The organism is Streptomyces gobiensis (assembly GCF_021216675.1).
Taxonomy (GTDB): Bacteria; Actinomycetota; Actinomycetes; order Streptomycetales; family Streptomycetaceae; genus Streptomyces; species Streptomyces gobiensis.
The window spans coordinates 3,661,842-3,683,540 of the sequence record NZ_CP086120.1 but is presented as its reverse complement, the minus strand read 5'-3'; the positions used below and the strand labels follow the sequence as shown (position 1 = coordinate 3,683,540).

The 21,699-nt window shown below is 69.4% G+C and carries 20 protein-coding genes; 5 read left to right on the top strand and 15 right to left on the bottom strand.

The window, feature by feature from the left end; all coding sequences use genetic code 11:
- Positions 1–28 precede the first annotated feature (28 nt).
- Positions 29–598: a VanZ family protein gene (locus tag test1122_RS17235; protein ID WP_232270057.1), complete on the top strand. Its 570-nt coding sequence runs from the start codon at positions 29–31 to the stop codon at positions 596–598.
- Positions 599–676: 78 nt separating this feature from the next.
- On the top strand, positions 677–874 hold the full coding sequence (locus test1122_RS17230; protein WP_232270056.1) for a PspC domain-containing protein: 198 nt from the start codon (positions 677–679) through the stop codon (positions 872–874).
- A 492-nt stretch (positions 875–1,366) separates the two neighbouring features.
- On the opposite strand, the gene test1122_RS17225 is transcribed toward test1122_RS17230, so the two are convergent.
- On the bottom strand, positions 1,367–1,717 hold the full coding sequence (locus test1122_RS17225) for an ATP-binding protein (RefSeq protein WP_232270055.1): 351 nt from the start codon (positions 1,715–1,717) through the stop codon (positions 1,367–1,369).
- Between the two features lie 150 nt (positions 1,718–1,867).
- Positions 1,868–3,037 (bottom strand): adenosine deaminase, encoded by a 1,170-nt coding sequence (locus test1122_RS17220; protein ID WP_232270054.1) that lies wholly within the window; start codon positions 3,035–3,037, stop codon positions 1,868–1,870.
- Positions 3,038–3,193: 156 nt separating this feature from the next.
- Here test1122_RS17220 and test1122_RS17215 point away from each other — a divergent pair, with 156 nt between their 5' ends.
- Positions 3,194–3,946, top strand: coding sequence for an alpha/beta hydrolase (locus test1122_RS17215; RefSeq protein WP_232270053.1), 753 nt, complete (start codon positions 3,194–3,196; stop codon positions 3,944–3,946).
- 52 nt (positions 3,947–3,998) lie between these two features.
- On the opposite strand, the gene test1122_RS17210 is transcribed toward test1122_RS17215, so the two are convergent.
- On the bottom strand, positions 3,999–4,961 hold the full coding sequence (locus test1122_RS17210) for a LysR family transcriptional regulator (RefSeq protein ID WP_232270052.1): 963 nt from the start codon (positions 4,959–4,961) through the stop codon (positions 3,999–4,001).
- A 92-nt stretch (positions 4,962–5,053) separates the two neighbouring features.
- Here test1122_RS17210 and test1122_RS17205 point away from each other — a divergent pair, with 92 nt between their 5' ends.
- Positions 5,054–6,298 carry an MFS transporter gene (locus tag test1122_RS17205; RefSeq protein WP_232270051.1) on the top strand — a complete coding sequence of 415 codons (1,245 nt, stop codon included), beginning with the start codon at positions 5,054–5,056 and terminating at the stop codon, positions 6,296–6,298.
- 34 nt (positions 6,299–6,332) lie between these two features.
- Here the strand turns inward: test1122_RS17205 and test1122_RS17200 are convergent, their stop codons facing one another.
- Entirely contained in the window at positions 6,333–6,632 is a 300-nt protein-coding gene (locus tag test1122_RS17200; RefSeq protein ID WP_232270050.1) for a hypothetical protein, read from the bottom strand.
- A 106-nt stretch (positions 6,633–6,738) separates the two neighbouring features.
- Between test1122_RS17200 and test1122_RS17195 the strand changes: the two genes are divergently transcribed.
- Complete coding sequence (locus test1122_RS17195; protein WP_232270049.1) at positions 6,739–7,311, top strand: ABATE domain-containing protein; 573 nt, start codon at positions 6,739–6,741, stop codon at positions 7,309–7,311.
- Here test1122_RS17195 and test1122_RS17190 read toward each other — a convergent pair.
- The 11 genes from test1122_RS17190 to test1122_RS17140 all read right to left on the bottom strand — a co-directional run bounded on the left by test1122_RS17190 (position 7,286) and on the right by test1122_RS17140 (position 21,687).
- A complete protein-coding gene (locus test1122_RS17190; protein WP_232270048.1) occupies positions 7,286–8,731 on the bottom strand; it encodes an alpha/beta hydrolase family protein in 1,446 nt (481 codons plus the stop codon). The genes test1122_RS17195 and test1122_RS17190 overlap by 26 nt on opposite strands.
- Positions 8,732–9,098: 367 nt before the next feature.
- Positions 9,099–10,367, bottom strand: a complete 1,269-nt coding sequence (locus test1122_RS17185) for a thymidine phosphorylase (protein WP_232270047.1) — start codon at positions 10,365–10,367, stop codon at positions 9,099–9,101.
- A 38-nt stretch (positions 10,368–10,405) separates the two neighbouring features.
- A complete protein-coding gene (locus tag test1122_RS17180) occupies positions 10,406–10,813 on the bottom strand; it encodes a cytidine deaminase (RefSeq protein WP_232270046.1) in 408 nt (135 codons plus the stop codon).
- A 14-nt stretch (positions 10,814–10,827) separates the two neighbouring features.
- The gene (locus tag test1122_RS17175) at positions 10,828–12,126 is read right to left on the bottom strand and encodes an ABC transporter permease (RefSeq protein ID WP_422396998.1); all 1,299 of its coding nucleotides are present in this window, start codon (positions 12,124–12,126) and stop codon (positions 10,828–10,830) included.
- Entirely contained in the window at positions 12,123–13,289 is a 1,167-nt protein-coding gene (locus test1122_RS17170; protein WP_232271948.1) for an ABC transporter permease, read from the bottom strand. Before test1122_RS17170 ends, test1122_RS17175 begins: the two co-directional genes overlap by 4 nt.
- A 5-nt stretch (positions 13,290–13,294) precedes the next feature.
- Positions 13,295–14,887: an ABC transporter ATP-binding protein gene (locus tag test1122_RS17165; RefSeq protein ID WP_232271947.1), complete on the bottom strand. Its 1,593-nt coding sequence runs from the start codon at positions 14,885–14,887 to the stop codon at positions 13,295–13,297.
- 184 nt (positions 14,888–15,071) lie between these two features.
- Positions 15,072–16,103, bottom strand: a complete 1,032-nt coding sequence (locus tag test1122_RS17160) for a BMP family lipoprotein (RefSeq protein ID WP_232270045.1) — start codon at positions 16,101–16,103, stop codon at positions 15,072–15,074.
- Between the two features lie 843 nt (positions 16,104–16,946).
- Entirely contained in the window at positions 16,947–18,191 is a 1,245-nt protein-coding gene (locus test1122_RS17155) for an amidohydrolase (protein WP_232270044.1), read from the bottom strand.
- Positions 18,192–18,316: 125 nt separating this feature from the next.
- Positions 18,317–19,435: a hypothetical protein gene (locus tag test1122_RS17150; RefSeq protein WP_232270043.1), complete on the bottom strand. Its 1,119-nt coding sequence runs from the start codon at positions 19,433–19,435 to the stop codon at positions 18,317–18,319.
- 50 nt (positions 19,436–19,485) lie between these two features.
- Positions 19,486–20,460, bottom strand: a complete 975-nt coding sequence (locus tag test1122_RS17145; RefSeq protein WP_232270042.1) for an N-acetylneuraminate synthase family protein — start codon at positions 20,458–20,460, stop codon at positions 19,486–19,488.
- A 30-nt stretch (positions 20,461–20,490) separates the two neighbouring features.
- Complete coding sequence (locus test1122_RS17140; protein ID WP_232270041.1) at positions 20,491–21,687, bottom strand: acylneuraminate cytidylyltransferase; 1,197 nt, start codon at positions 21,685–21,687, stop codon at positions 20,491–20,493.
- Positions 21,688–21,699 lie beyond the last annotated feature (12 nt).

Below are 21,699 nucleotides of genomic sequence, written 5' to 3'. Positions count from 1 at the left end.
CCAGGGAAGTTACGGAACCGCACCGCCGGTGCGCGACGTCCTCCCCTCCGTGCAGCGTCATCGTCCCGGCGGCCGCGCCGCCTTCCGTATCCGGGCAGCAGGTCTCGCACTGTTCGCCGGATATCTGCTGTTCGTCGGCTGGCTGACGCTGCGGCCACTGGCCGTGCCATGGGTCGACCCGGTGAATGTGGAGCTCTTCGCGACCATCCAGGCGGATCTGGCGCGTGACCCGCGCGAGGCCCTGTGGAGCATCGGCGGGGATCTGCTGCTGCTCGCCCCGCTGGGTGCGCTGCTGCCCATGGTGTCGGGGATGCTCGGTTCCCGGCTCGGATCCTTCGCCCGTACGGTGTTCACGGCCGGGCTGATCTCGCTGAGCCTTGCGGCACTGCGCTCCCCGGTGCCGGGACAGATGGCCAACGTGGATTCGGTGGTGCTGCATGTGACCGGGGTCGCGCTCGCTCATCTGCTGCTGTACCCCGTGGTACGGGGCTGGTTCCGCCGGGCGGACCAGGCGCAGAGGACCGGGACCGCCGCCCGTACGAAGGAGCGGCCTCAGGGTCGTACCCCGAGGACCGCCAGGGTCGAGATCGCCCCTTAGACCGAGGCCTTCAGCGGCCGCAGGCCGTACGTTTGATTTGTGCCGGAAAGAGGTTCGAGTCAAGCGAAGGAGTTGTTCATGGCCACACTTTCCCGCCCTCGCGAAGGCCGGATGATCGGCGGTGTGTGCGCCGGGCTGGCTCGCCGTTTCGGAATCTCACCGACCGCGATGCGAGTGATCTTTGTCCTCTCGTGTCTGCTGCCGGGCCCGCAGTTCATCCTGTACATCGCCCTGTGGATCCTTCTCCCCCAAGACGAGGAACCCACCACCTGGTAAACGCCCCAATCCCACCCCTCCCCGAAACTGGGGGCTGCCGCCCCCAGACCCCCACCCCCTGTTGTGGGCACTCGCAGCCCCGCGAGGGGCTGTGGGTGGGCACAACACCCGCCCACCGGCCCGCACCGGCAAACCCCGGGGCCCCGGGGCGAAGCCCCGATTACGGGAAGGGGCGGGATCGGGGAAACCCCCACGGCACCCCCGCAGCCAGACGAAGCCCCGCCACGCGATGGATCCGCACACCGGCACAGCCGGAAACGGGAGGGATACGGGGAAACCCGCCACCCGGCCACCGGCCCGCACCGGCCACCCCGGGGCCCCGGGGCGAAGCCCCGATTACGGGAAGGGGCAGGAATTGGGGAAACCCACCCACAGCACCCCGCAGCCAGACGAAGCCCCCGCCACACGGGCGCAGCCGCACACCGGCGGGCCGTATCCCCAGGGTGGGGATACGGCCCGTTGGTGTCGTATCAAAAACGTCGTATCAAAAACTCAGAGGGGAAGCCCGCCAAGCGGCAGCTGGTCCGTCGGCAGCTGCGCAAGGTCACCGACCTGAAGCCCCTGCGTCGGAAGCCCACCGAGCAGCCCAGTGACCTCGGAGAGCGGGTCAGTGGTCTCCTCAGCCGCCTTGGCCTGCTCCATGACCTCCTGCGTGGCGCCAGCGCCCCGGGCGACGCTGTCAGGGAGCGCCGAGACGTTGTGGTCAACGGCCATGTTCTGCGGCCCCGCGATCTCCGCGAAGGTGTCGGCCGGGCTTGCGGCGGCAGCGGTGCCCGCGGCACCCGTGGCCATGGCGGCGCCAAGGGCGGCGGCACCGAGAGTCTTGATCGTTCCCTGCTTCATCTTCAGCTACGTCCTCGTCGTGGTGGCTTGAGCAGCTCGGAGAACGTAGCCAGTTTTTTGGATGAGTAGCAAACACCGAAACGCGGTCGGAAGTCTTTGACTTCAGGCCACTTTTCGATTTTCTTCGCTTCCTTGGGCGCTCTCCCCGCCCTACCCCTGGTACCGGGAGGAATCGCTGGTCATAGCGCGATCGGCGGCGGTCTGCTGGAAGAGCCATTCGGCCTTCAGTTCCGCATAGCCGGGCTTGATCACGTCATTGATCATGGCGAGACGTTCATCGAAAGGAATGAACGCCGACTTCATGGCATTGACCGTGAACCACTGCATGTCTTCGAGCGTGTACTGGAAGGTCCGCACCAGATGACCGAACTCGATGCTCATACTGGTGCCGCTCATCAGCCGGTTATCGGTGTTGACCGTGGCCCGGAAGCGGAGACGGCGCAGCAGTCCGATGGGATGTTCGGCATATGAGGAGGCCGCGCCGGTCTGCAAATTGGAGCTCGGGCACAGCTCCAGTGGAATGCGCTTGTCGCGCACATACGCGGCCAGTCGGCCGAGCTCCACCGAGCCATCTTCGGCGATCTTGATGTCGTCGATGATACGGACGCCGTGACCGAGCCGGTCGGCGCCGCACCACTGGAGGGCCTGCCAGATGGAGGGCAGACCGAAGGCCTCACCGGCGTGAATGGTGAAGTGGTTGTTCTCCCGCTTGAGGTATTCGAAGGCGTCCAGATGACGGGTGGGCGGAAAGCCCGCCTCGGCGCCCGCGATATCAAAGCCGACGACGCCCCTGTCACGGAACCGGTTGGCGAGCTCGGCGATCTCCAGAGCCCGGGCGGCGTGCCGCATGGCGGTGAGCAGCGCGCCGATCCGGATACGGAAACCGGCCGCCCGGGCGCGGCGCTCGCCCTCACGGAAGCCCTCGTTAACGGCCTGTACGACCTCTTCGAGCGTCAGCCCCTTCTCCAGGTGCTGCTCGGGCGCGTACCGCACCTCGGCGTAGACGACGCCATCGGCGGCCAGATCCTCCGCGCACTCGGCCGCGACCCGGAACAGCGCATCCCGGGTCTGCATCACCGCACAGGTGTGCGTGAAGGTCTCCAGGTAGCGCTCCAGCGAGCCGGAGTCCGCGGCCTCCCGGAACCACACGCCAAGCGCTCCGGGGTCGGTCTCGGGGAGACCGTCATAGCCCGTCTCGCGGGCGAGCTCGACGATGGTGGCCGGACGCAGACCGCCATCGAGGTGATCGTGCAGGAGGACCTTGGGCGCGCGGCGGATCTGGTCCTCAGAAGGCTGGGTATTGAGGGTCTCGCTCGTCATCTCCGTACTCTAGTCCCTACGCGCGTAGACGCACTAGAGGATTCACGAGAACGCGACACCCCCCGCCATACGCGTTCCCCTTCCGCAGTACGAACCGATACGAAAAAGTGACTCCTCATACGTTCCGTATACCTTCCCTTCTGCCATCGTTTTCCCATGGCTCAGCAAGCGTTGCCCGCTCGGGATGCACGGTTGGGGCGGCCCATAGGCACGGTCGGCGCGGACAGCCCGGTTGGCGGAGTGGTCCTTCTGCTCCCGGGCGGTGAGCCCGAGTCCACCCGCCGTGGCTCCCCGCTACTGGCCACGGCCGCCATCCGCCCGCTGGCCCGGCGGATGGTGCGGGCGGCGGGCGAGGACTCCCTGCTGGCCCATGTCGTCCACTACCGGTGCCGTGGGTGGAACGGCGAGGCGGCGCACCCGGTCGCGGACACCACCTGGGCGGTGGACGAGGTGGTACGGCGCTACGGCGACGTACCGGTGTGCCTGGCCGGAATGGATATGGGTGCCCGGGCGGCGCTGCGAGCGGCCGGACATCCGGCGGTCAGCTCCGTGCTCGCACTGGCCCCCTGGCTCCCGGAGGCGACGGAAGAACCGGTCGAGCAGCTCGTCGGCCGCCAGGTGCTGCTGGCCCACGGCACGGATGACCGGCACACCGACCCGGAACTCTCCTACCGGCTCGCGGAGCGGGCCAAGAAGATCAACGCGGATGTCTGCCGCTTTGAGGTCCATACGGACCGGCACGCCCTGCGCCATCGCCGCCCCGAAGTCCTGGAGCTGTCCATGGACTTCGTGCTGGGCACGCTGTGCGGCCGGGACTTCTCCCGTCCCCTCCAGGATGCCCTGGCAGCCCCGCCCCCGCTGGGCCTGCGCATGCCCCTGGCCGCGGGCTTCGGCCAGCGGCCGCGCTAGCGGCCCCTACTCAGCCGGGGTCTTGATGCCTGCCATCGCCAGCGTCCGCTCCTCACGCCAGCAGTTGCCCACGGCGGCTGAGCAGGAATTTCTTGAAGGCCGCGACCGGTGGCGTGTCGGGGTGGCCGTCGAGCCAGGCGACGCCGATCTCACGGACCGCGCGGGGAGCGGTGACGGTGAGCTCCCGCACGCCCGGGCGGGAGACGGTGGGTGGCGGGAGCAGCGCGACGCCGAGCCCCGCGGCGACCAGACCCCGCAGGGTCTCGGCCTCTTCGCCCTCGAAGGCGATACGGGGCCTGAACCCCGCCTCGGCGCAGAGGGCTTCGAAGATGCGGCGCATGCCGTAGCCCGGCTCCAGGGTGATGAAGGATTCATCGGCGGCCTCGGCGAGGCGAACGCGTTTACGGGTGGCCAGCCGGTGGTCGTCCGGCACGACCAGACGTAGCCGCTGTTCATCGAGGCGGCGGGCGACCAGATCGGGCGCGTCCGGGACGGGGGACGTAAGACAGAGGTCGAGATCGCCCGACCGGAGCCGGTCCAGCATGGCTTCGCCGTAGTTCTGTACGAGGGAGAAGCGGACCCGGGGGTGGTCCACGCGGAAGGTGCGGATGAGCTCCGGGACCGTCTCGGAGCCGAGGGTGTGCAGGAAGCCGAAGGCGACCTTCCCCGTTGCCGGGTCGGCGTCGGAGCGTACGGCCTCGGCGGCCTGCTCAACGGAGGCGAGCGCGCGCTCGACCGAGACCAGGAACGTACGCCCAGCCGGGGTGAGCGAGACCGTACGTCCATGGCGGGCGAACAGGGCGATGCCCAGGTCGGCTTCGAGGCGGGCCATCGCCCGGCTGAGCGTGGACTGCGGAACGGTCAACTCGCGGGCGGCGCGGGTCACATGCTCATGGCGGGCGACCGCCACGAACTGGGCGAGACGCGGGGTGAGGGAGGCCGCCCAGGACTCGGCGTCGATGTCGGCCGTAGGAAGTGTTGCCGGTATGTCTTTTTCGTTGCCTGGTGGTGACATGGATGGCTCTCAGCTGTGCTTATGCGTTGACACATTGATTCTTTCAGTTTTGTGCATTGGACGCATCAGCTGGTGCACTCTACGTTCGTAGCATGCCTTCCGTCGATACCGGGGCACCCGTCACCACGGGTGCCTCCACGCCGTCGTCTCCCGCTCCCGGCAACAGCCGCATCAACCTCGCGCTCTTCGCGATCGGGCTCGCGACCTTCGCACTGCTCTTCTCCACACAGGCGCTGCTGCCCGCGCTCTCCACTGACTTCGGGGTGACCCCCGACCAGGCGAGCTGGACGGTGTCCGCCGCGACCATCGGGCTCGCGGTGTGTGTGCTGCCGCTGAGCATGCTCTCCGAGCGGTTCGGGCGGCGGCGGCTGATGACGGTATCGCTCGCGGTCGCGGTGGGGATCGCGCTGCTGCTGCCGTTCGCGCCGGACCTCGCCACGCTGATCGCGCTGCGCGCGGTACAGGGCGCGGCGATCGCCGGGATTCCGGCCTCGGCGATGGCGTATCTGTCGGAGGAAGTACAGCCCAAGGCGCTGGTCGGCGCGATCGGGCTGTTTGTCGCGGGCAACAGCGTCGGCGGTATGGCCGGGCGCGTCGTCACCGGCTGGGTCGCCCAGGGCTGGGGCTGGCGGGCCGCGTTGCTGGCGATCGCCGGTGTTTCGCTGGTGTGCGCGGTGGCGTACCGGGTGCTGGCCCCCAAGTCGCGGGGGTTCAGCCCGGCGGCGCTGGAGCCGCGTGCGCTGGCCCGCACGGTCCGCACTCACCTGGCCAATCCACTGCTGCGGCGGCTGTACTTGATCGGGCTGCTCTTCATGGCCGTCTTCGGCGCGGTCTATACGGTCGTCGGATACCGGCTGGTGGACGAGCCGTTCGGGCTCTCCCAGGGACTGATCGGTTCCATCTTCGTGATCTACCTGGTGGGGACGGGATCCTCGGCGGCGGCCGGGCCGCTGGTCGCGCGGCTGGGGCGGCGCGGTGCGCTGTATCTGGCGATCGGCACGGCTTCGGCTGGGCTGGCGCTCAGCCTCGCGGATCGGCTCTGGGCGGTACTGGCCGGGCTGGTGCTCATCACGGCGGGCTTCTTCGCGGGGCACGCGACCGCGTCCAGCGCGGTGAGCCGGACGGCGACATCGGGGCGGGCGCAGGCGTCGGCTCTTTACCAGATGGCGTACTACGTGGGCAGTTCGCTCGGCGGCACGGTAGGGGCGTTCGCCTTCCACGCGGCGGGGTGGGCGGCGACGGTCGCCTTCGCCCTTGCCGCGCTACTGGCCGCGGGCGGCATCACGCTGTACGCGACCCGGCGCGCGGTCGCCGAGCGGCGGCTGGCAGCGGCGTAACGGGACCGGCGCCGCCGCTCGCTCGGCTCGGCTGCTACGGCTGGGTGCTGTGCAGCACCTCGGCGTGCCGCATCTCGTGGACCGTACCGATTCGGCTGAAGAAGCCTGCCGCGGCGGGGTCGCCGGGCATCTCCTGGGCGGCCCGCGCGGCGGCTTCGGGCGAGGACCACACGATGAAGTCGAGCAGGGAGCCGTCCTCGAAGCGGGCGAGATGCGCGCCGAGGAAGTCGGAGCCGTATCGCTCGCGCAGCAGGGAGACCAGCTGGTCCCGGTGGGCGGTCAGCTCCGCGGGATCGGTGGTCTCGAAGCGTACGTACTCAATGGTCGCGGTCATGGCGTGTCCTTCCGACAGTGCACTCACGGATTCGGGAGAGCTAATGCGTGAGTGAACGTATCACGGTTTTGCGTTGCCGAATCCGGTGGTCGGGTAGATTGGGAGGATGACGATCCGGACCCTGCACGCGATGCCATGGATCGGCGAGGACCCTGTCCTGGATCTCGCCAACACGGTGGTGCACGGCGCCGGTCCGGAGCGCGGCGACATCGATCTGCTGTCCGACCCTCAGCTCCTGGCCTCCTGGCGGGACCGCGCCGCGGACCGCCGGCTGGCGGGCCTGCCGCTGGCGGACCTGGTGGCGTTGCGTGATCTGGTCCGGTACGCGCTGGACGCGGCCGCAGAAGAGAAGCCCTTGCCCGACAGCGTGCGCACGCGGCTGAACGCTCTCGCCGCAGCGGCCCCCGTGATCTTCCTCGTCGACGCGGACGGCAGGCTCGCTCAGCGCGAGACGGACGGCCCGGCCGACGCGGCGGTCGCCCGCCAGGCGCTCACCCTCGCGGCGGGACCGGATCAGGCCAGGCTGCGACGCTGCAACGCCCCCAGTTGCGGCATGTTCTTCCTCGCCCGCAGACGGGACCAGGCATGGTGCTCACTCGGCTGCGGCAACAGGGCCCGGTCGGCCAGACGGCAGCCACAGCCACCCCGTACCGTCAAGCCGCCGCGCGATAGACGCTGAGGTCGCCGTACCCCGACAGCACGGCAGCCAGGTCACCGGGCTTGTCCCGCAGCGTGGTGTCCAGGAAAGCGATAGAGGCGGCGGCGGTGACACGCGTGCCCTCGGTACGGCCCAGGGACCCGACGAGCGCCGGCACAGGCGGCAGATAAAGGGGAGCGTCGGTGAAGGTGAGATGCCCCGCACCGGGGATGGTGAGCCGGTAGCTCGTCGCGGTGCTGAGCCCCAGGACCCGCGTAAGGCGGGGGATGTAGGCCGGGTCGGTTTCCTCGCCGATGGCCTGGGTGAGCGCGAGCACCGGCTGGTGGAAGGAGCGCGGGGCGGGGTCGTGCGGAAAGCCGTCCAGGTTGATGACGGCAGCGAACCGACGGTCCTGGCGGGCCGCCTGCAAGGCGGCACCTCCGCCCAGCGAGTGACCGGCCACCGCCACCCGACCGGTGTCCAGGCGCCCGGCCACAGGACCCGTCAGCTCGCCTTTGCCGAGACGGCCCAGCTGCGTGAGAACGAAGCTGAGGTCGGCGGCTCGAACCCTCGTCCAGCCGACCGCCAGCTTCTCGTCTTTGTCCCGGTCGCCCGTGGCGGCGACCCTCGTGCGAATCGTCCGGCCGTCAGCGAGGACGACGGCGGCGGAGTCGTAGGGGTGGTCAAGGGCTGCGACAACATAGCCGCGGCTGGCCAGTTCCTCCGCCCACGCCGTGTTCTGCGTACGCACCCCTCCCAGCCCGGGGGAGAACAGCACGACGGGGAACCGTCCTCCGTCAGCCACCGCAGCGTCAGAAACCGAGTGCGTACGGGCACGCGGGACACCGTCGAGCACAAAGCCGGGCACGCCCACATAACCCGCAAGGGCGTCAGAGACGCTACGTGCCTCCTCCCCGGTGCGTCCGAGGTACCGGGCCCGCTCCACGCCCGCGGGGCTCTGCTGCGCGGGATACCAGAGCTGGACCACGACAGTGCGCCGGTCGCCAGGTTCAGCAGTAGCGGTCTCCGGGCGGCCGGGGTCGGTCCACTCCAACACGCTGGTCCCGACCGGGAAGTGACCTGACGGCTCAGGAAACACCGGCACGGGAAGGGCCCAGGCCGCCACCGGCCCCACGGCGATCAAAGCCAGGCACACCACCGACCCCGGCAACGCCACCCACCACCGAACCCGCCGCGCCGCCCGACCAGTACGCCGCCGCAGCACACACGCGAGGGCGAACGGCAACGCGACAACAGCGCCCGCCAACACCGGCGCCATCTGCCACCGCACCCCCACCACGCCCAACACCGCCCCGGACAGCACCACAACAGCAACCGCCCCGATCGTGACTGGCCGACGGACGCCGGGGGAAAGCCAGCGGGCCAGCACCAGAGCAACGGCCCCCAGCACCAGAAGGATTTCCAGGGGAGACATCTGCGGTCCCGCGATTATCTTGGTCACCCGGCCATCCTTGACGCGGGTACGCGCCGCCGCATCAACCTCAAGTCCCGGTCATATGCGACCTGAGTCGCACCGAAGAACCGTCCAATCTCCCCCTGCCCGCGTACTCCTTGACGGGCCCGCATCGCGGTCGACCCAACTCCCGTGCACCTCAGCGCTGTCCACGGCGTGAGGGGGTGGGTAGGGGTGGGTTGTTCCGGACGCTTGCCCGTGATTTGTGGGCCGACACTGACCTCACCGGCCAACAGAACGTAACCGGGTGTCGGGCCGTAAATCATGGGTCCGGAACGTTCCACCCCGGACTGCCCCCGACCCACCCGCCCACAGAGGCTGGGGGCGAGCATGCGCTGCTGGGCTTGGCCCCGCGTCAGGCGATGCGGTCCAGGACGATGGGGGTGGGGGCGTAGGGGCCGCCTACCTCTACCGCGTCGTCCAGGGCGCGCAGCGCATAGTCGAAGGCTTCCGGGGTGTCCGTGTGGAGAGTGAGCAGGGGCTCGCCCTCGCGGACCTTGTCGCCCGGCTTCGCGTGGAGTTCGACGCCCGCGCCCGCCTGGACCGGGTCCTCCTTGCGGGCGCGGCCCGCCCCCAGGCGCCAGGCGGCGGCGCCGACCGCGTAGGCGTCGAGCTTCGACAGGACGCCGGAGGCGGGGGCCTTGACCACGTGCTGTTCCCGGGCGACCGGGAGCCGCGCGTCGGGGTCGCCGCCCTGGGCGGCGATCATGCGGCGCCAGTGGTCCATCGCCGAGCCGTCGGCCAGCGCCTTCGCCGGGTCGGCGTCCGGCAGACCCGCCGCGTCCAGCATCTCGCGGGCCAGAGCCAGCGTGAGCTCGACTACGTCCGCCGGGCCGCCGCCCGCCAGGACCTCCACGGATTCGCGGACTTCGAGTGCGTTGCCCGCGGTCAGGCCGAGCGGGGTCGACATGTCCGTCAGCAGGGCGACGGTCTTCACGCCGTGGTCCGTGCCCAGGCCGACCATGGTGCGGGCCAGTTCGCGGGCGTCCTCGAGGTTCTTCATGAAGGCGCCGGAGCCGACCTTCACATCGAGGACCAGCGAGCCGGTGCCTTCGGCGATCTTCTTGGACATGATGGAGCTGGCGATCAGCGGGATGGCTTCGACCGTGCCCGTGACATCGCGCAGCGCGTAGAGCTTCTTGTCGGCGGGGGCCAGTCCCTCGCCCGCCGCGCAGATGACCGCGCCCACGTCCCGTAGCACGGCCATCATCTCGGCGTTGGAGAGCAGCGCCCGCCAGCCGGGGATGGACTCCAGCTTGTCGAGGGTGCCGCCGGTGTGGCCGAGGCCCCGCCCGGAGAGCTGCGGGACCGCGGCGCCGCAGGCGGCCACCAGCGGGGCCAGCGGCAGCGTGATCTTGTCGCCGACGCCGCCCGTTGAGTGCTTGTCGGAGGTGGGGCGCGGGAGGGACGAGAAGTCCATCCGCTCCCCACTGGCGATCATCGCGGCGGTCCAGCGGGCGATCTCCGTGCGGTCCATGCCGTTGAGCAGAATGGCCATGGCGAGGGCCGACATCTGCTCATCGGCGACCGCACCGCGCGTATACGCGTCGATGATCCAGTCGATCTGCTCGGGGGTGAGCGACCGTCCATCGCGCTTGGCGCGGATGACGGAGATCGCGTCCATGGGGTCTCCTTCGAGTTCAGTTCAACAGGGTCAGCGCGTCAGCGGTCTGCCAGGTCCGTAGGACCAAACGCGTCCGGGAGGAGCTCGGAAAGCGGACGGGGACCTGTGGTGGTGTCCACGAGGAGTTCCGGGCCGCCGTGTTCCCACAGGAGCTGACGGCAGCGGCCGCACGGCATCAGGATGTCGCCGTGCGGATCGCAGCAGGTGAAGTGGGTCAGCCTGCCGCCGCCGGTGGCGAAGAGCGCGGAGACCAGGCCGCACTCGGCGCAGAGCGCGACACCGTAGGCCGCGTTCTCGACATTGCAACCGCTCACGATGCGGCCGTCGTCGACCCGGGCGGCCGCGCCCACCGGGAAACCGGAGTACGGGGCGTAGGCCCGGGACATGGCGTCCCGGGCCTCCGTCCGCAGCGCGGCCCAGTCGGCCGGACCCACATGCGCGCTCATTTGCCCTGTCCCGCTCATTTGCCCTGTCCTCTGCGATAGGGCTTACCGATGGCTTTGGGCACCCGCAACCGCTGGGAGAACAGGGCGAGTACCAGCAGGGTGGTGAGGTACGGGCTGGCCGCGACCAGCTCCCGGGGCACGGTCTCCGTGGTGACGTACCAGACGACCAGCAGGCCGCCGATAACGCTGTTGATGAGCGCCTGACGCTTATGGCCCTTGCGCAGCTTCCACAGCGCGATACCGATGAGCAGCACCGCGAAGAGCAGCAGCAGCGCGTGCACCGTGGTACCGCCACCGCGCAGGCGCAGCGCGTCCGTGAACCCGAAGAGGCCCGCGCCCAGCGCCACACCGCCCGGCCGCCAGTTACCGAAAATCATCGTGGCCAGACCGATATAGCCCCGGCCACCGGTCATCTGGTCCTGGTAGAAGTGAACTCCGATGGCGAGGAAAGCGCCACCGAGGCCTGCCATCGCACCGGAGATGACGACGGCGTAGTACTTGTACGTGTACACGTTGACGCCCAGCGACTCCGCCGAGAGCGGGGACTCGCCGCAGGAGCGCAGCCGCAGGCCGAACGGCGAGCGCCACAGGATGTAGAAGGTGCCGATGAAGAGGGCCACGGCTACCAGCGTGAGCCACGAGACATCGTTCACCCCCGCGCGCAGGATGCCGGCGGCGTCGGAAACGAAGAACCAGTGCTGCTGTTCGATCCGGCCCAGCCAGTCGGCGAGGAGGGGAACGGTGAGGGTGGGCATGTCCTCCATGGGCGGGGACTGTTTGTCGTTGCCGCCCGCCGCCGAGGCCGCGCTGCCCTCGGCGCCGAACCAGAGCTTCGCCAGGAACTGCACCGTGCCCAGCGCCAGGATGTTGATCGCTACACCGGAGACGATGTGATCGACGCCGAAGGTGACGGTCGCGATGGCGTGCACCAGTCCGCCGAGCGCACCGCCGAGGACCCCGGCGAGTGCGGCCATCCACGGCCCGTGCTGCCAGCCGATCCAGCCTGCGGCGAAGGTGCCGAGCATCATCATGCCCTCAAGGCCGATATTGATGATGCCCGCGCGCTCGGCCCAGAGGCCGCCGAGGCCCGCGAGGCCGATCGGCACCGCGAGGCTGAGGGCGGCCGCGTACTGGGTGGAGGCGGTGATGCTGGTGGCTCCGGTGACGACCCGGAGGGTGGAGAGAGCGATCAGGGCGCCCGCGATGATCAGCAGGATCACCGGATAGGAGAAGCGGGACTCGCGGCCCGCTGAGGTGCCGCTGTTCTTGCTGCTGAGCCCTCTGGTGATCAGGGCGGAAAGGTTCGTACTCACGCGGACACCTCCGCCGTGTCGCTGGGACCCTTGCCGTTACGGCCGTTGTTTTCCGTCGCGGCGGCGAGCTCTTCGCCGACCTTCCGCTGCTGGAGCTTCAGCCCGTAACGGCGTACGAGCTCATAGGCGATGACCACGCACAGGACGATGACGCCCTGCATCACGCCGACGATCTCCTGGGCGAATTCCTCGAACTCCAGTCGAATGCCGGTGCGTTCCAGGAAGCCCCACAGCAGTGCGGCGAGGACCATGCCCACCGCGTGGTTGCGGCCCAGGAGGGCGATGGCGATACCCGTGAAGCCGACACCCACCGGGAAGTCGGTGCCGTAGTTGTAGGACTCGTTCAGCAGCGTCGGCATACCGACCAGACCGGCGACGGCGCCGGAGAGCACCATGGAGGTGACCACCATGCGCTTGACGCTGACGCCGCTGGCCTGGGCCGCCGTCTCCGACGCGCCGACGGCGCGCAGGTCGAAGCCGAACCGGGTGCGGTTGATCACGAACCAGTAGCCGATGCCGACGAGGATGGCGATGACGACCGTGCCCCAGATGGGCTTGACGGCGGTCGGAATGGTGAAGAAGTGGCTGGAGGCCGGGAGATCGGGGGTGTGGACGAGGTTGCCCTCCCGCTCGCCGAGCCTGCCCTCCCGGAGGAAGTAGGCGATGATCAGACCGCCGATGGAGTTCAGCATGATCGTGCTGATCACCTCGCTGACGCCCCGGGTGGTCTTGAGATAGCCCGCGATACCCGCCCAGACAGCGCCGACCAGCATCGCGGTGATGAGGATGACCGGAATCTGGATGATGCCCGGCAGGGTGAGCGCGCCGCCCACGACGGCGGCGAAGAAGGCCGCCATGCGGTACTGGCCATCGACACCGATGTTGAACAGGTGCATCCGGAACCCGATGGCGACGGCCGCCGCGGACAGGTAGTACGGGATCGCCTTGTTGATGATCCAGACCTGGCTCTCGGGCGTGGTGCCAAAGTTGATCATCACGGAGTAGGCATGGAAGGGGTCCCTGCCGGTCGCGGCGATGATGACCGAGGTGATGGCGAGCGCCCCGACGATCGCGAGAACAGGCGCCGCGACAGCGAGCAGCACCCTCTCCGTGTCGAATTTCTTCGTTGTCTTCAACGTCTTCAGCGTCTTCAACGTCTTCATCGTCTTCATCGGGCGTCACCGTCCGATGGCTCCTCGTGGTGCTCAAGGTGGCCGCTGGCGGCACCGGTCATGGCGGAGCCCAACTCCTCCGGGGTGATCGTGGCGGGGTCGGCGTCCGCGACCAGACGGCCGCGGTACATCACCCGCAGGGTGTCGGAGAGGCCGATCAGCTCATCGAGGTCGGCGGAGATCAGCAGCACCGCCAGTCCCTCGTGCCGGGCCTCCCGGATCTGGTCCCAGATCTGCGCCTGGGCACCGATGTCGACACCGCGGGTGGGGTGTGCGGCGATGAGCAGCTTGGGATGGTGGCTCATCTCGCGACCGACGATCAGCTTCTGCTGATTGCCGCCGGAGAGGGAGGCTGCGGGAACCTCGATGCCGGGGGTGCGGACGTCGTAGTCGGCGACGATCCGCGCTGTGTCGGCTCGGGCGGCCTTGATGTTCAGCCGCCCGCCCTTGCTGTTGGGGGGCTCGGTGACATGGCCGAGGATACGGTTCTCCCACAGCGGGGCTTCCAGCAGCAGACCGTGCCGGTGCCGGTCCTCGGGGATATAGCCGATGCCGTCCTCACGCCGCCTGCGGGTGGGCAGGTGGCTGATGTCCTTGCCGTCCAGGACGATATGGCCGCCGTCCGGGTCGCGCATGCCCATGATGGCCTCGACCAGCTCGGCCTGGCCGTTGCCCTCCACTCCGGCGACGCCCAGCACCTCGCCCTGGTGGATGGTGAAGGAGATGCCGTCCAGCACGGACCGTACGACGCCGTCCGTGTCGGTGGCCGACAGACGCAGCTCCGAGACGGTCAGCATCGGGATATCGGTGACCGTGGACTCGCGGGTCTCGGGGGTGGGCAGCTCGGTGCCGACCATCAGCTCGGCGAGCTGCTTGGGGGTTGTCTCCGAGGGGTGTACGGAGGCGACCGTGGTGCCGCGCCGTATGACGGTGATGTCATCGGCGACCGACAGGACCTCGCCCAGCTTGTGCGAGATGAAGATGACGGTCAGGCCCTCGGCCTTGAGCTCCCGCAGATTGTCGAAGAGCGCGTCGACCTCCTGCGGGACCAGCACGGCGGTCGGCTCGTCGAGGATCAGGGTGCGGGCGCCCCGGTAGAGGACCTTGAGGATCTCCACTCGCTGGCGGTCGGCGACGCCGAGGTCTTCCACGAGAACATCGGGGCGGATGTTCAGGTGGTAGGCGTCGGAGAGCTCCTTGATCTTCTTACGGGCCGCACCGCTGATGCCGTACAGCTTCTCGGCTCCCAGCGCGACGTTCTCCAGGACCGTGAGGTTGTCGGCAAGCATGAAGTGCTGGTGCACCATGCCGATGCCGCGCGCGATGGCGTCGGCGGGGCTGTGCAGGGAGACCTGTTCGCCGTCGAGGGTGATGGTGCCCTCGTCCGGCTTCTGCATGCCGTAGAGGATCTTCATCAGGGTCGACTTACCGGCACCGTTCTCACCGACGAGCGCGTGCACGGTGCCACGGCGGACGGTGATGTCGATGTCGTGGTTGGCTACGACACCCGGGAACCGCTTGGTGATCCCGTGGAGCTCGACCGCGGGAGTGCCGCTGTCGGCCGGGGGGCTGCTGCTGGACGCTTTGATGGCGCACTCTCCTCGGGGCTAAGGAGTGGGGCGGTAGAGGTGGGTGTGAGGAAGGCGACGTTATCGCGCTGCTGGGGACGGGACGGGGTAGCGGGGGGTGCTACGCGCGTAGCGTCCGGGGCTAGAGGCGGGCTCGGCAGAAGCGCGGAGCTTCTGCCGAGCCCGGGCCGTACCGTCTACGGGATCAGCCGTTCACGGTGCTCTTGACCTTGATCTTTCCGTCGATGATCTGCTTCTTGGCCGCGTCGATCTCGTCCTGGATGTCGTCGATGAAGCCGCCCGAGGTGGACAGCGAGACGCCGTTGTCCTTGAGGGCGTACTCCCGGTCGCCGGTGATCGGCTCACCGTCCTCGACGCTCTTGACCAGGTCGAAGACCGCGACGTCGACGTTCTTGATGGCCGAGGTCAGGATCGCGTCCTTGTACTTGGCCAGACCCGGCTGCTTGTACTGGTCGGAGTCGACCCCGATCGCCCAGGCATCGCCATGCTTGCTGATCGCCTCGATCGCGCCGGTACCGGACCCGCCGGCCGCGGTGTAGATCACGTCGATGTTGCGGTCCAGCATGCCGGAGGCCTTCTGCTTACCGGCGCTGGGGTTGTTGAACCCGCTGTCGTTGCTCTCCTCGATGTACTCCGAGGTGACCTTGATCTTGGGGTTGGTGTCCTTGACGCCCTGCTCGAAGCCCGCCTGGAACTTCTGGATCAGCGCGTTGTTAACACCGCCGATGAAGCCGACCCGGTCGGTCTTGGTCTTCAGGGCGGCGGCGACACCGGCCAGGTAGGAGGACTCGTGCTCGGCGAACTGGAGGCCCGCGACGTTCTTCTCCTGGGAGGGGCTGTCGACGACGGCGAAGGTGACGTTGGGGTAGTCCTTCGCGACCTTGTTGATCGACTTGCCGTAGGCGAAACCAACGCCGATCACCGGGTTGTAACCCGCCTCGGCGAGGGACGTGAGGCGCTGCTCACGGGTCGCCTCGGTCTCATTGTTGCCGGCGGTCATCTCCTTGCCGCCGACACCCAGCTCCTTCTTGGCCTTGTCGAAGCCGCGGGCCGCGGCTTCGTTGAAGGAGTGGTCATCACGGCCGCCGACATCGAAGGCGAGGCCGACGCCCTTGTCGCCATCGGTCTCGGTGGAGCTCTGACCGCACGCGGCGGTGGTGAGTGCGAGGGCCGCGGTGGCGGTGACCGCGGCGGCAAGCTTGGTAACCCGACGCAAGAGGAGGTCTCCTTCGACTCTCGGAAGCGCCTCTTCCGGCGCTGGCTTCGGGCTCAGAGTAACGCGCGTAGATGTCAGGTAAAGGGGTAGCTGGCCTCCGTTACCGTTTCGGTGTTAACGAAGGGTTTCAGCCACGCACGGGGTGTGTGCGGGCCGGTACGTTCTGCGCTGCCGGGCGGCGGGTGGGGGCCGGCTGTGCCGGTGTGCGGCTGCGCCGCGGGGCGGGGGTCCTCCCGGCTGCCGGGGGTGCCGGGGTGGGGTTCCCCAATTCCCGCCCCTTCCCGGAAACCGGGGCTTCGCCCCGGGGCCCCCGGGGTGGCCGGTGCGGCTTCGGTGCCCACCCGTTCCGCCCCTCGCGGGGCTCCGCCCAGGGGGTGGGTGCCGTGGTGGGTTTCCCTGTATCCCTCCCCTTCCCGGCTGTGCCGGTACGCGGCTCCGCCGCGGGGCGGGGCTCCGCCTGGGCTCCTGGGGTGCCGTGGGTGGGTGTTCCCCAATTCCCGCCCCTTCCCGGAAACCGGGGCTGCGCCCCGGGGCCCCGGGGGTGGCCCGGTGCGGGCCGGTGGCCGGTGTTGTGCCCACCCACAGCCCCTCGCGGGGCTGCGAGTGCCCACAACACGGGGTGGGCGGGTGCTCACAACACCTCGGGGGTCTGGGGGGCGGAGCCCCCCGTTTCGGGAAGGGGCCGGGTTAGGGGAATCCCTACCGTCGGCAACGGCGCCCAGCCACCACCCGGCGGACGGAGTCCGGCGCAGGCGGCCCGAAGCCCTCGAGGCCCCCAGGGGCCGAGAGGTGCGAGGGCGCCGTTAAGAAGGGGTGGGCGCCGTCAAGAAGGGGCGGGCGCCGTTAAGAAGGGGTGCCCAGCAGTGCGGCTGCGGTGAAGAGCTCTACGCCTACCGCGATCGCGCTCTCATCCGCGTCAAAGTCGCCCTGATGGATATCGCGGGGCGTGTGATCCCCCGGGGAGCGGACGCCGAGGCGGGCCATGGCGCCGGGGACATGCTCCAGGTACCAGGAGAAGTCCTCGCCGCCGAGGCTCTGCTCGGTGGACTCCAGCGCGTGCGGCCCCCGCCGGACGGCCATGGCGTCGCGCAGCAGCTCCGTCGTACTGACCTCGTTGACGACGGGCGGGACGCCACGGTGGTAGCTGATCTCGGACTTCGCCCCATACAGGGTCGCGATCTCATCGACGGCGGCGTGCACCAGGTCCGGGGCGGCCCGCCAGCCGGCGAGATCGAGGCAGCGGACGGTGCCGGAGAGCTCGGCATGCTGCGGAATGACGTTGCAGGCGTGGCCGGAGACGACGCGGCCCCAGGTCAGGGCCAGCCCGGAGCGGGTGTCGACGCGGCGGGAGAGCAGCGCGGGGACCTCGGTGACCAGCTTGGCGGTGGCCGTGACCAGGTCGGTGGTGAGGTGCGGGCGGGCGGTGTGGCCGCCCGCACCGGCGAGGGTGATCTCCAGGCGGTCGCAGGCGGAGGTGATCGGGCCAGGGCGTAGTCCGATCTTGCCCGCGTCGACCCGGGGGTCGCAGTGCACGGCGATGATCCGGCCGACGCCGTCCAGCGCCCCGCTCTCGATCGCGTCGGTGGCGCCGCCGGGCAGGACCTCCTCGGCGGGCTGGAAGATCAGCCGTACAGAGTGCGGGAGCCGGTCCGTACGGGCCAGCTCGGCGAGGACGAGCCCGGCGCCGAGGACGGTGGTGGTGTGCACATCATGGCCACAGGCGTGTGCCCGGTCGGGGACCGTGGAGCGGTAGGGCACCGTCTTGGTGTCCGGGATGGGGAGCGCGTCGATGTCGGCGCGCAGCGCGAGCATCGGCCGGAAGCCGTCCCAGCCGTCGGTGGAGCGGGGGTGAATATCACAGATCAGCCCGGTACCGCAGTCAAGCGCCCGGGGGCGTAGCCCCGCCTGCTCAAGGCGGGCCTTGATGGCTGCGGTGGTACGGAACTCCTGGTTGCCCAGCTCCGGGTGCATATGCAAGTCCCGGCGGAAGGCGATGAGTTCAGCACGGAGCGCCTCCGGGAGGGTGCCGGGCAGGGGCGTCTCATCGGCGGTCCGGGTGCTGGACTCTGGCGACAGCAGTTGGCTCACCCAACCGAGCGTATGCCCAGTTGGGCCGCAACTGGGCATCGATCAAGGAAAGTTAATCCACACAGGCGAAAATTTAATATCCACCCGGCGCATACGTCCATACTCAGCTGGGTATGCCCAGAGGTTCACAAAGTCACGGGTGTGGCCGGTACGGACGCCAGCCGGTGCACATCACGGGCGCTGCCGGTGACCGAGGAGAGGAACCCCTGGGCACGTGGTGCGGCGCCCTCGGTCAGCCAGGCCGGGTCCACATCGCAGACGGCGACCTTCACCTCGGTGCCCGCGAGAGCCAGCGGCAGGGTGTGTACCACGGTAGACGGGAAGCTGAGGATCATACGACCAATAGGGCCACGGCGGGCGACCAGCTCAAGGGGCAGATCGGGGCGTACGACCTCAAGGCCCGCCTCGGTGGCGACCCGGCGCAGCTTGTCCGCGCTCTCCCGGCGATGGGCGAAGTAGCGGGTGGCGCCGTGGGTACGGGCGAGCGAGGTGACGGCCTTCAGATAGCGGTCACCGTCCACAACTCCCGTCTCCACCAGGGACGTTCCCACCAGGTCAGTGCCTCGGGTGAGCCGGGGCGGGCCAAAGCGGGCCCGCGTCCATGCGAAGTCATTGGCGGTGACGGTGACATGCCCGGGTGCTTCCACTGGCATGGAGCTGAAGACCTCAACCCGGCGGACATCGGTCGGGGTCAGCCGACGGCGCGCGGACGCGGATATCGGCGCGAAGAGCAAGGCCCGTACTCCCCCGGCGCCTTTGCGGTGCCAGCGGACGAAACGCCTGTCCCCCCGGGCGAGTTGGGAGACAAACTCCATGGTCGCGGTGCCATCATCCACCACGGTGATCTCGGGGGCGCGGGTGAGGAACAGCAGGAGCTGGACATAGCGGGAGAACGGGTCACCTATGACGATCCGCTGTGCGCGGCGCAGCGGCCGGGCGAGCCAGCTGACGGTCTTGAGCGGGGCCATGGCTCCGCCGCGCGCCTTCGCCCACTCCACGGTGTGCCCCTCGTCGCGGGCGAGCTGTGCCATCCGGCGCAGCTGTCCCCGGGTCATGGGGTCGTGCGGCGGCAGCACTATCAGAGTGAGGGGGGTGGGGGTGGGGGTGCCCCCGGCATCCGGGGCGGCGGCATGGACGTGTGCCCACTCCAGGACGTTGAGCAGCTGGGCGGGGCTCTCTACGAAGGCCAGGGTGCCCCCGGCCCGCAGCTGGTGCGGGCCGGGGGCGTTGGCGGCTGTGGTCACTGGATGGCCGTATCCGTATATCCGTATCCGTATATCCGTCAGAATATCCGTCAGACCGAGACGGGCTCGCGGTCGGCGGTGTTCTCGGGGGCCTCTGCGGCCTCTGCGGCCTCCTGGGCCTCCGCGATGACGCCCTTGACGCGGCGCAGCTTCTTCATCGGGGCCAGCTCGCTGTCGTAGACCTTCTTGACGCCGTCGCCCAGCGAGGACTCGATGGTGCGGATGTCACGCACCAGCCGCTGCAGACCACCCGGCTCAACGGAGGCGGCCTGGTCGGAGCCCCACATGGCGCGGTCGAGGGTGATGTGCCGCTCCACGAAGGCGGCGCCGAGGGCGACCGCCGCGAGGGTGGTCTGAAGGCCGGTCTCGTGGCCGGAGTAGCCGATCGGGACATTGGGGAACTCCGCCTGCAGGGTGTGGATCATCCGCAGGTTCAGTTCCTCGGCCTTGGCCGGGTAGGTGGAGGTGGCGTGGCAGAGAAGGATGTTGTCGCTGCCCAGCACCTCGACCGCGTGCCGGATCTGCTTCGGTGTGGACATACCGGTGGAGAGGATGATGGTGCGGCCGGTCGCGCGCAGGGCCCGCAGCAGCTCATCGTCGGTGAGGGAGGCAGAGGCCACCTTGTGGGCGGGCACATCGAACTTCTCCAGGAAGGCGACCGCCTCGGTGTCCCACGGGGAGGCGAACCAGTCGATGCCGCGCTTCTTGCAGTGCTCGTCAATGGCGCGGTACTCGTCCTCGCCGAACTCGACCCGGTGCCGGTAGTCGATGTAGGTCATCCGGCCCCAGGGGGTGTCGCGCTCGATGTCCCACTGGTCGCGCGGGGTGCAGATCTCCGGGGTGCGCTTCTGGAACTTCACCGCGTCACATCCGGCGTCGGCGGCGGCGTCGATCAGTGCGAAGGCGTTGTCCAGCTCGCCGTTGTGGTTGATACCGATCTCGCCGGTGATGTAGACCGGACGTCCCGGACCTGCGGTCTTGGAGCCGAGGGTGCGAAGACGGGGGCCAGCGGCAGTAACTGTCATGATGGCGGGACTTCCTTCTTCATTAGAGCGTTAGAGAGAGGGACCGAGAATCCACGAGGCGATCTCGCGGATGGCGCCGGCGCCTCCGGGGGTGGAGGTGACCGCGCGGGCTGTGCCGCGTACGACGTCATGTGCGCTGGCCACCGCGACCGGCCAGCCGACCAGGCCGAAGCACGGCAGGTCGTTGACGTCGTTTCCGACGTAGAGCACGCGCTCCGGCGCGATGCCCTGCTCCTCGCACCACTGCTTGAGGGCGAGGTCCTTCCGGTCGATGCCGTGCAGCACGGGGAGCGCCAGCTTGCGGGCCCGTGCGGCGACGACCGGATTCTGTTCCGTGGACAGGATCAGCAGCTTCAGCCCCGCACGGCGGAGTGCTGCGATACCGAGGCCATCGCCGCGGTGTACGGCGACGAGTTCCCGTCCATCGGAGTCGACGAGCACCCGGTCGTCGGTCTGGGTGCCGTCGAAGTCGAGTACGACCGCGTCGATGTCGTCGCGGGAGGGCAAGCCACCCGGACGGTGCTGGTCGAGCAGCGGCGCGAGAGCCCGGGCGCGGGCGAGCTCATGCGGGTCGTCGACCTCCAGCACCCGCGCCGGGTCGGTCCGTACGAGCTCGGTGCGGCCGAAGAAGCGGTGCCCGGCCGCGCGGAAACCGGCGGCGTCCATGGCATAGGCCGCGCCGGTCTCCAGCAGGTCCTCCGGGCGGTCCTGGCGGCGTGGCCGGTACGCCTTGTCGTGGTTGACGCCGTGGCCCCCACCGGAGCCTGCGGCCCCGGAGCCTTCGGCGTCGCGCCACAGGAAGCCGTGGAAGGGCGCCACCGTCAGCGCGCTGTCGGCGCCCCCTTCGGCGACCGCCGCGGCGACACCCTCCACATCCGCCCGGACCAGGAACGGGCTGGTGCACTGGACGAGCAGCACCACGTCCACCGGCTTGCCGTGCGTCGCCTCATGCGCGTCCATGGCGTGCAGCACGGCCGCCTCGCTGGTGGCGGTGTCGCCCGCGATGTCGGCGGGCCGCTCGATGACCTCGGCGCCCGCGCCCCGGGCCGCGGCGGCGATGGCGGTGTCATCGGTGGAGACGGCGACATCGGTGATGTGCCGGGCGCCCAGGCACTCCCGTACCGCGCGGGCGACCAGCGGGACACCGCCGACCGGGGCGAGGTTCTTGGCGGGTACGCCCTTGGAGCCGCCCCGGGCGGGGATCACGGCGAGGACGGTGGGGGCCACAGCGGCTCCTTG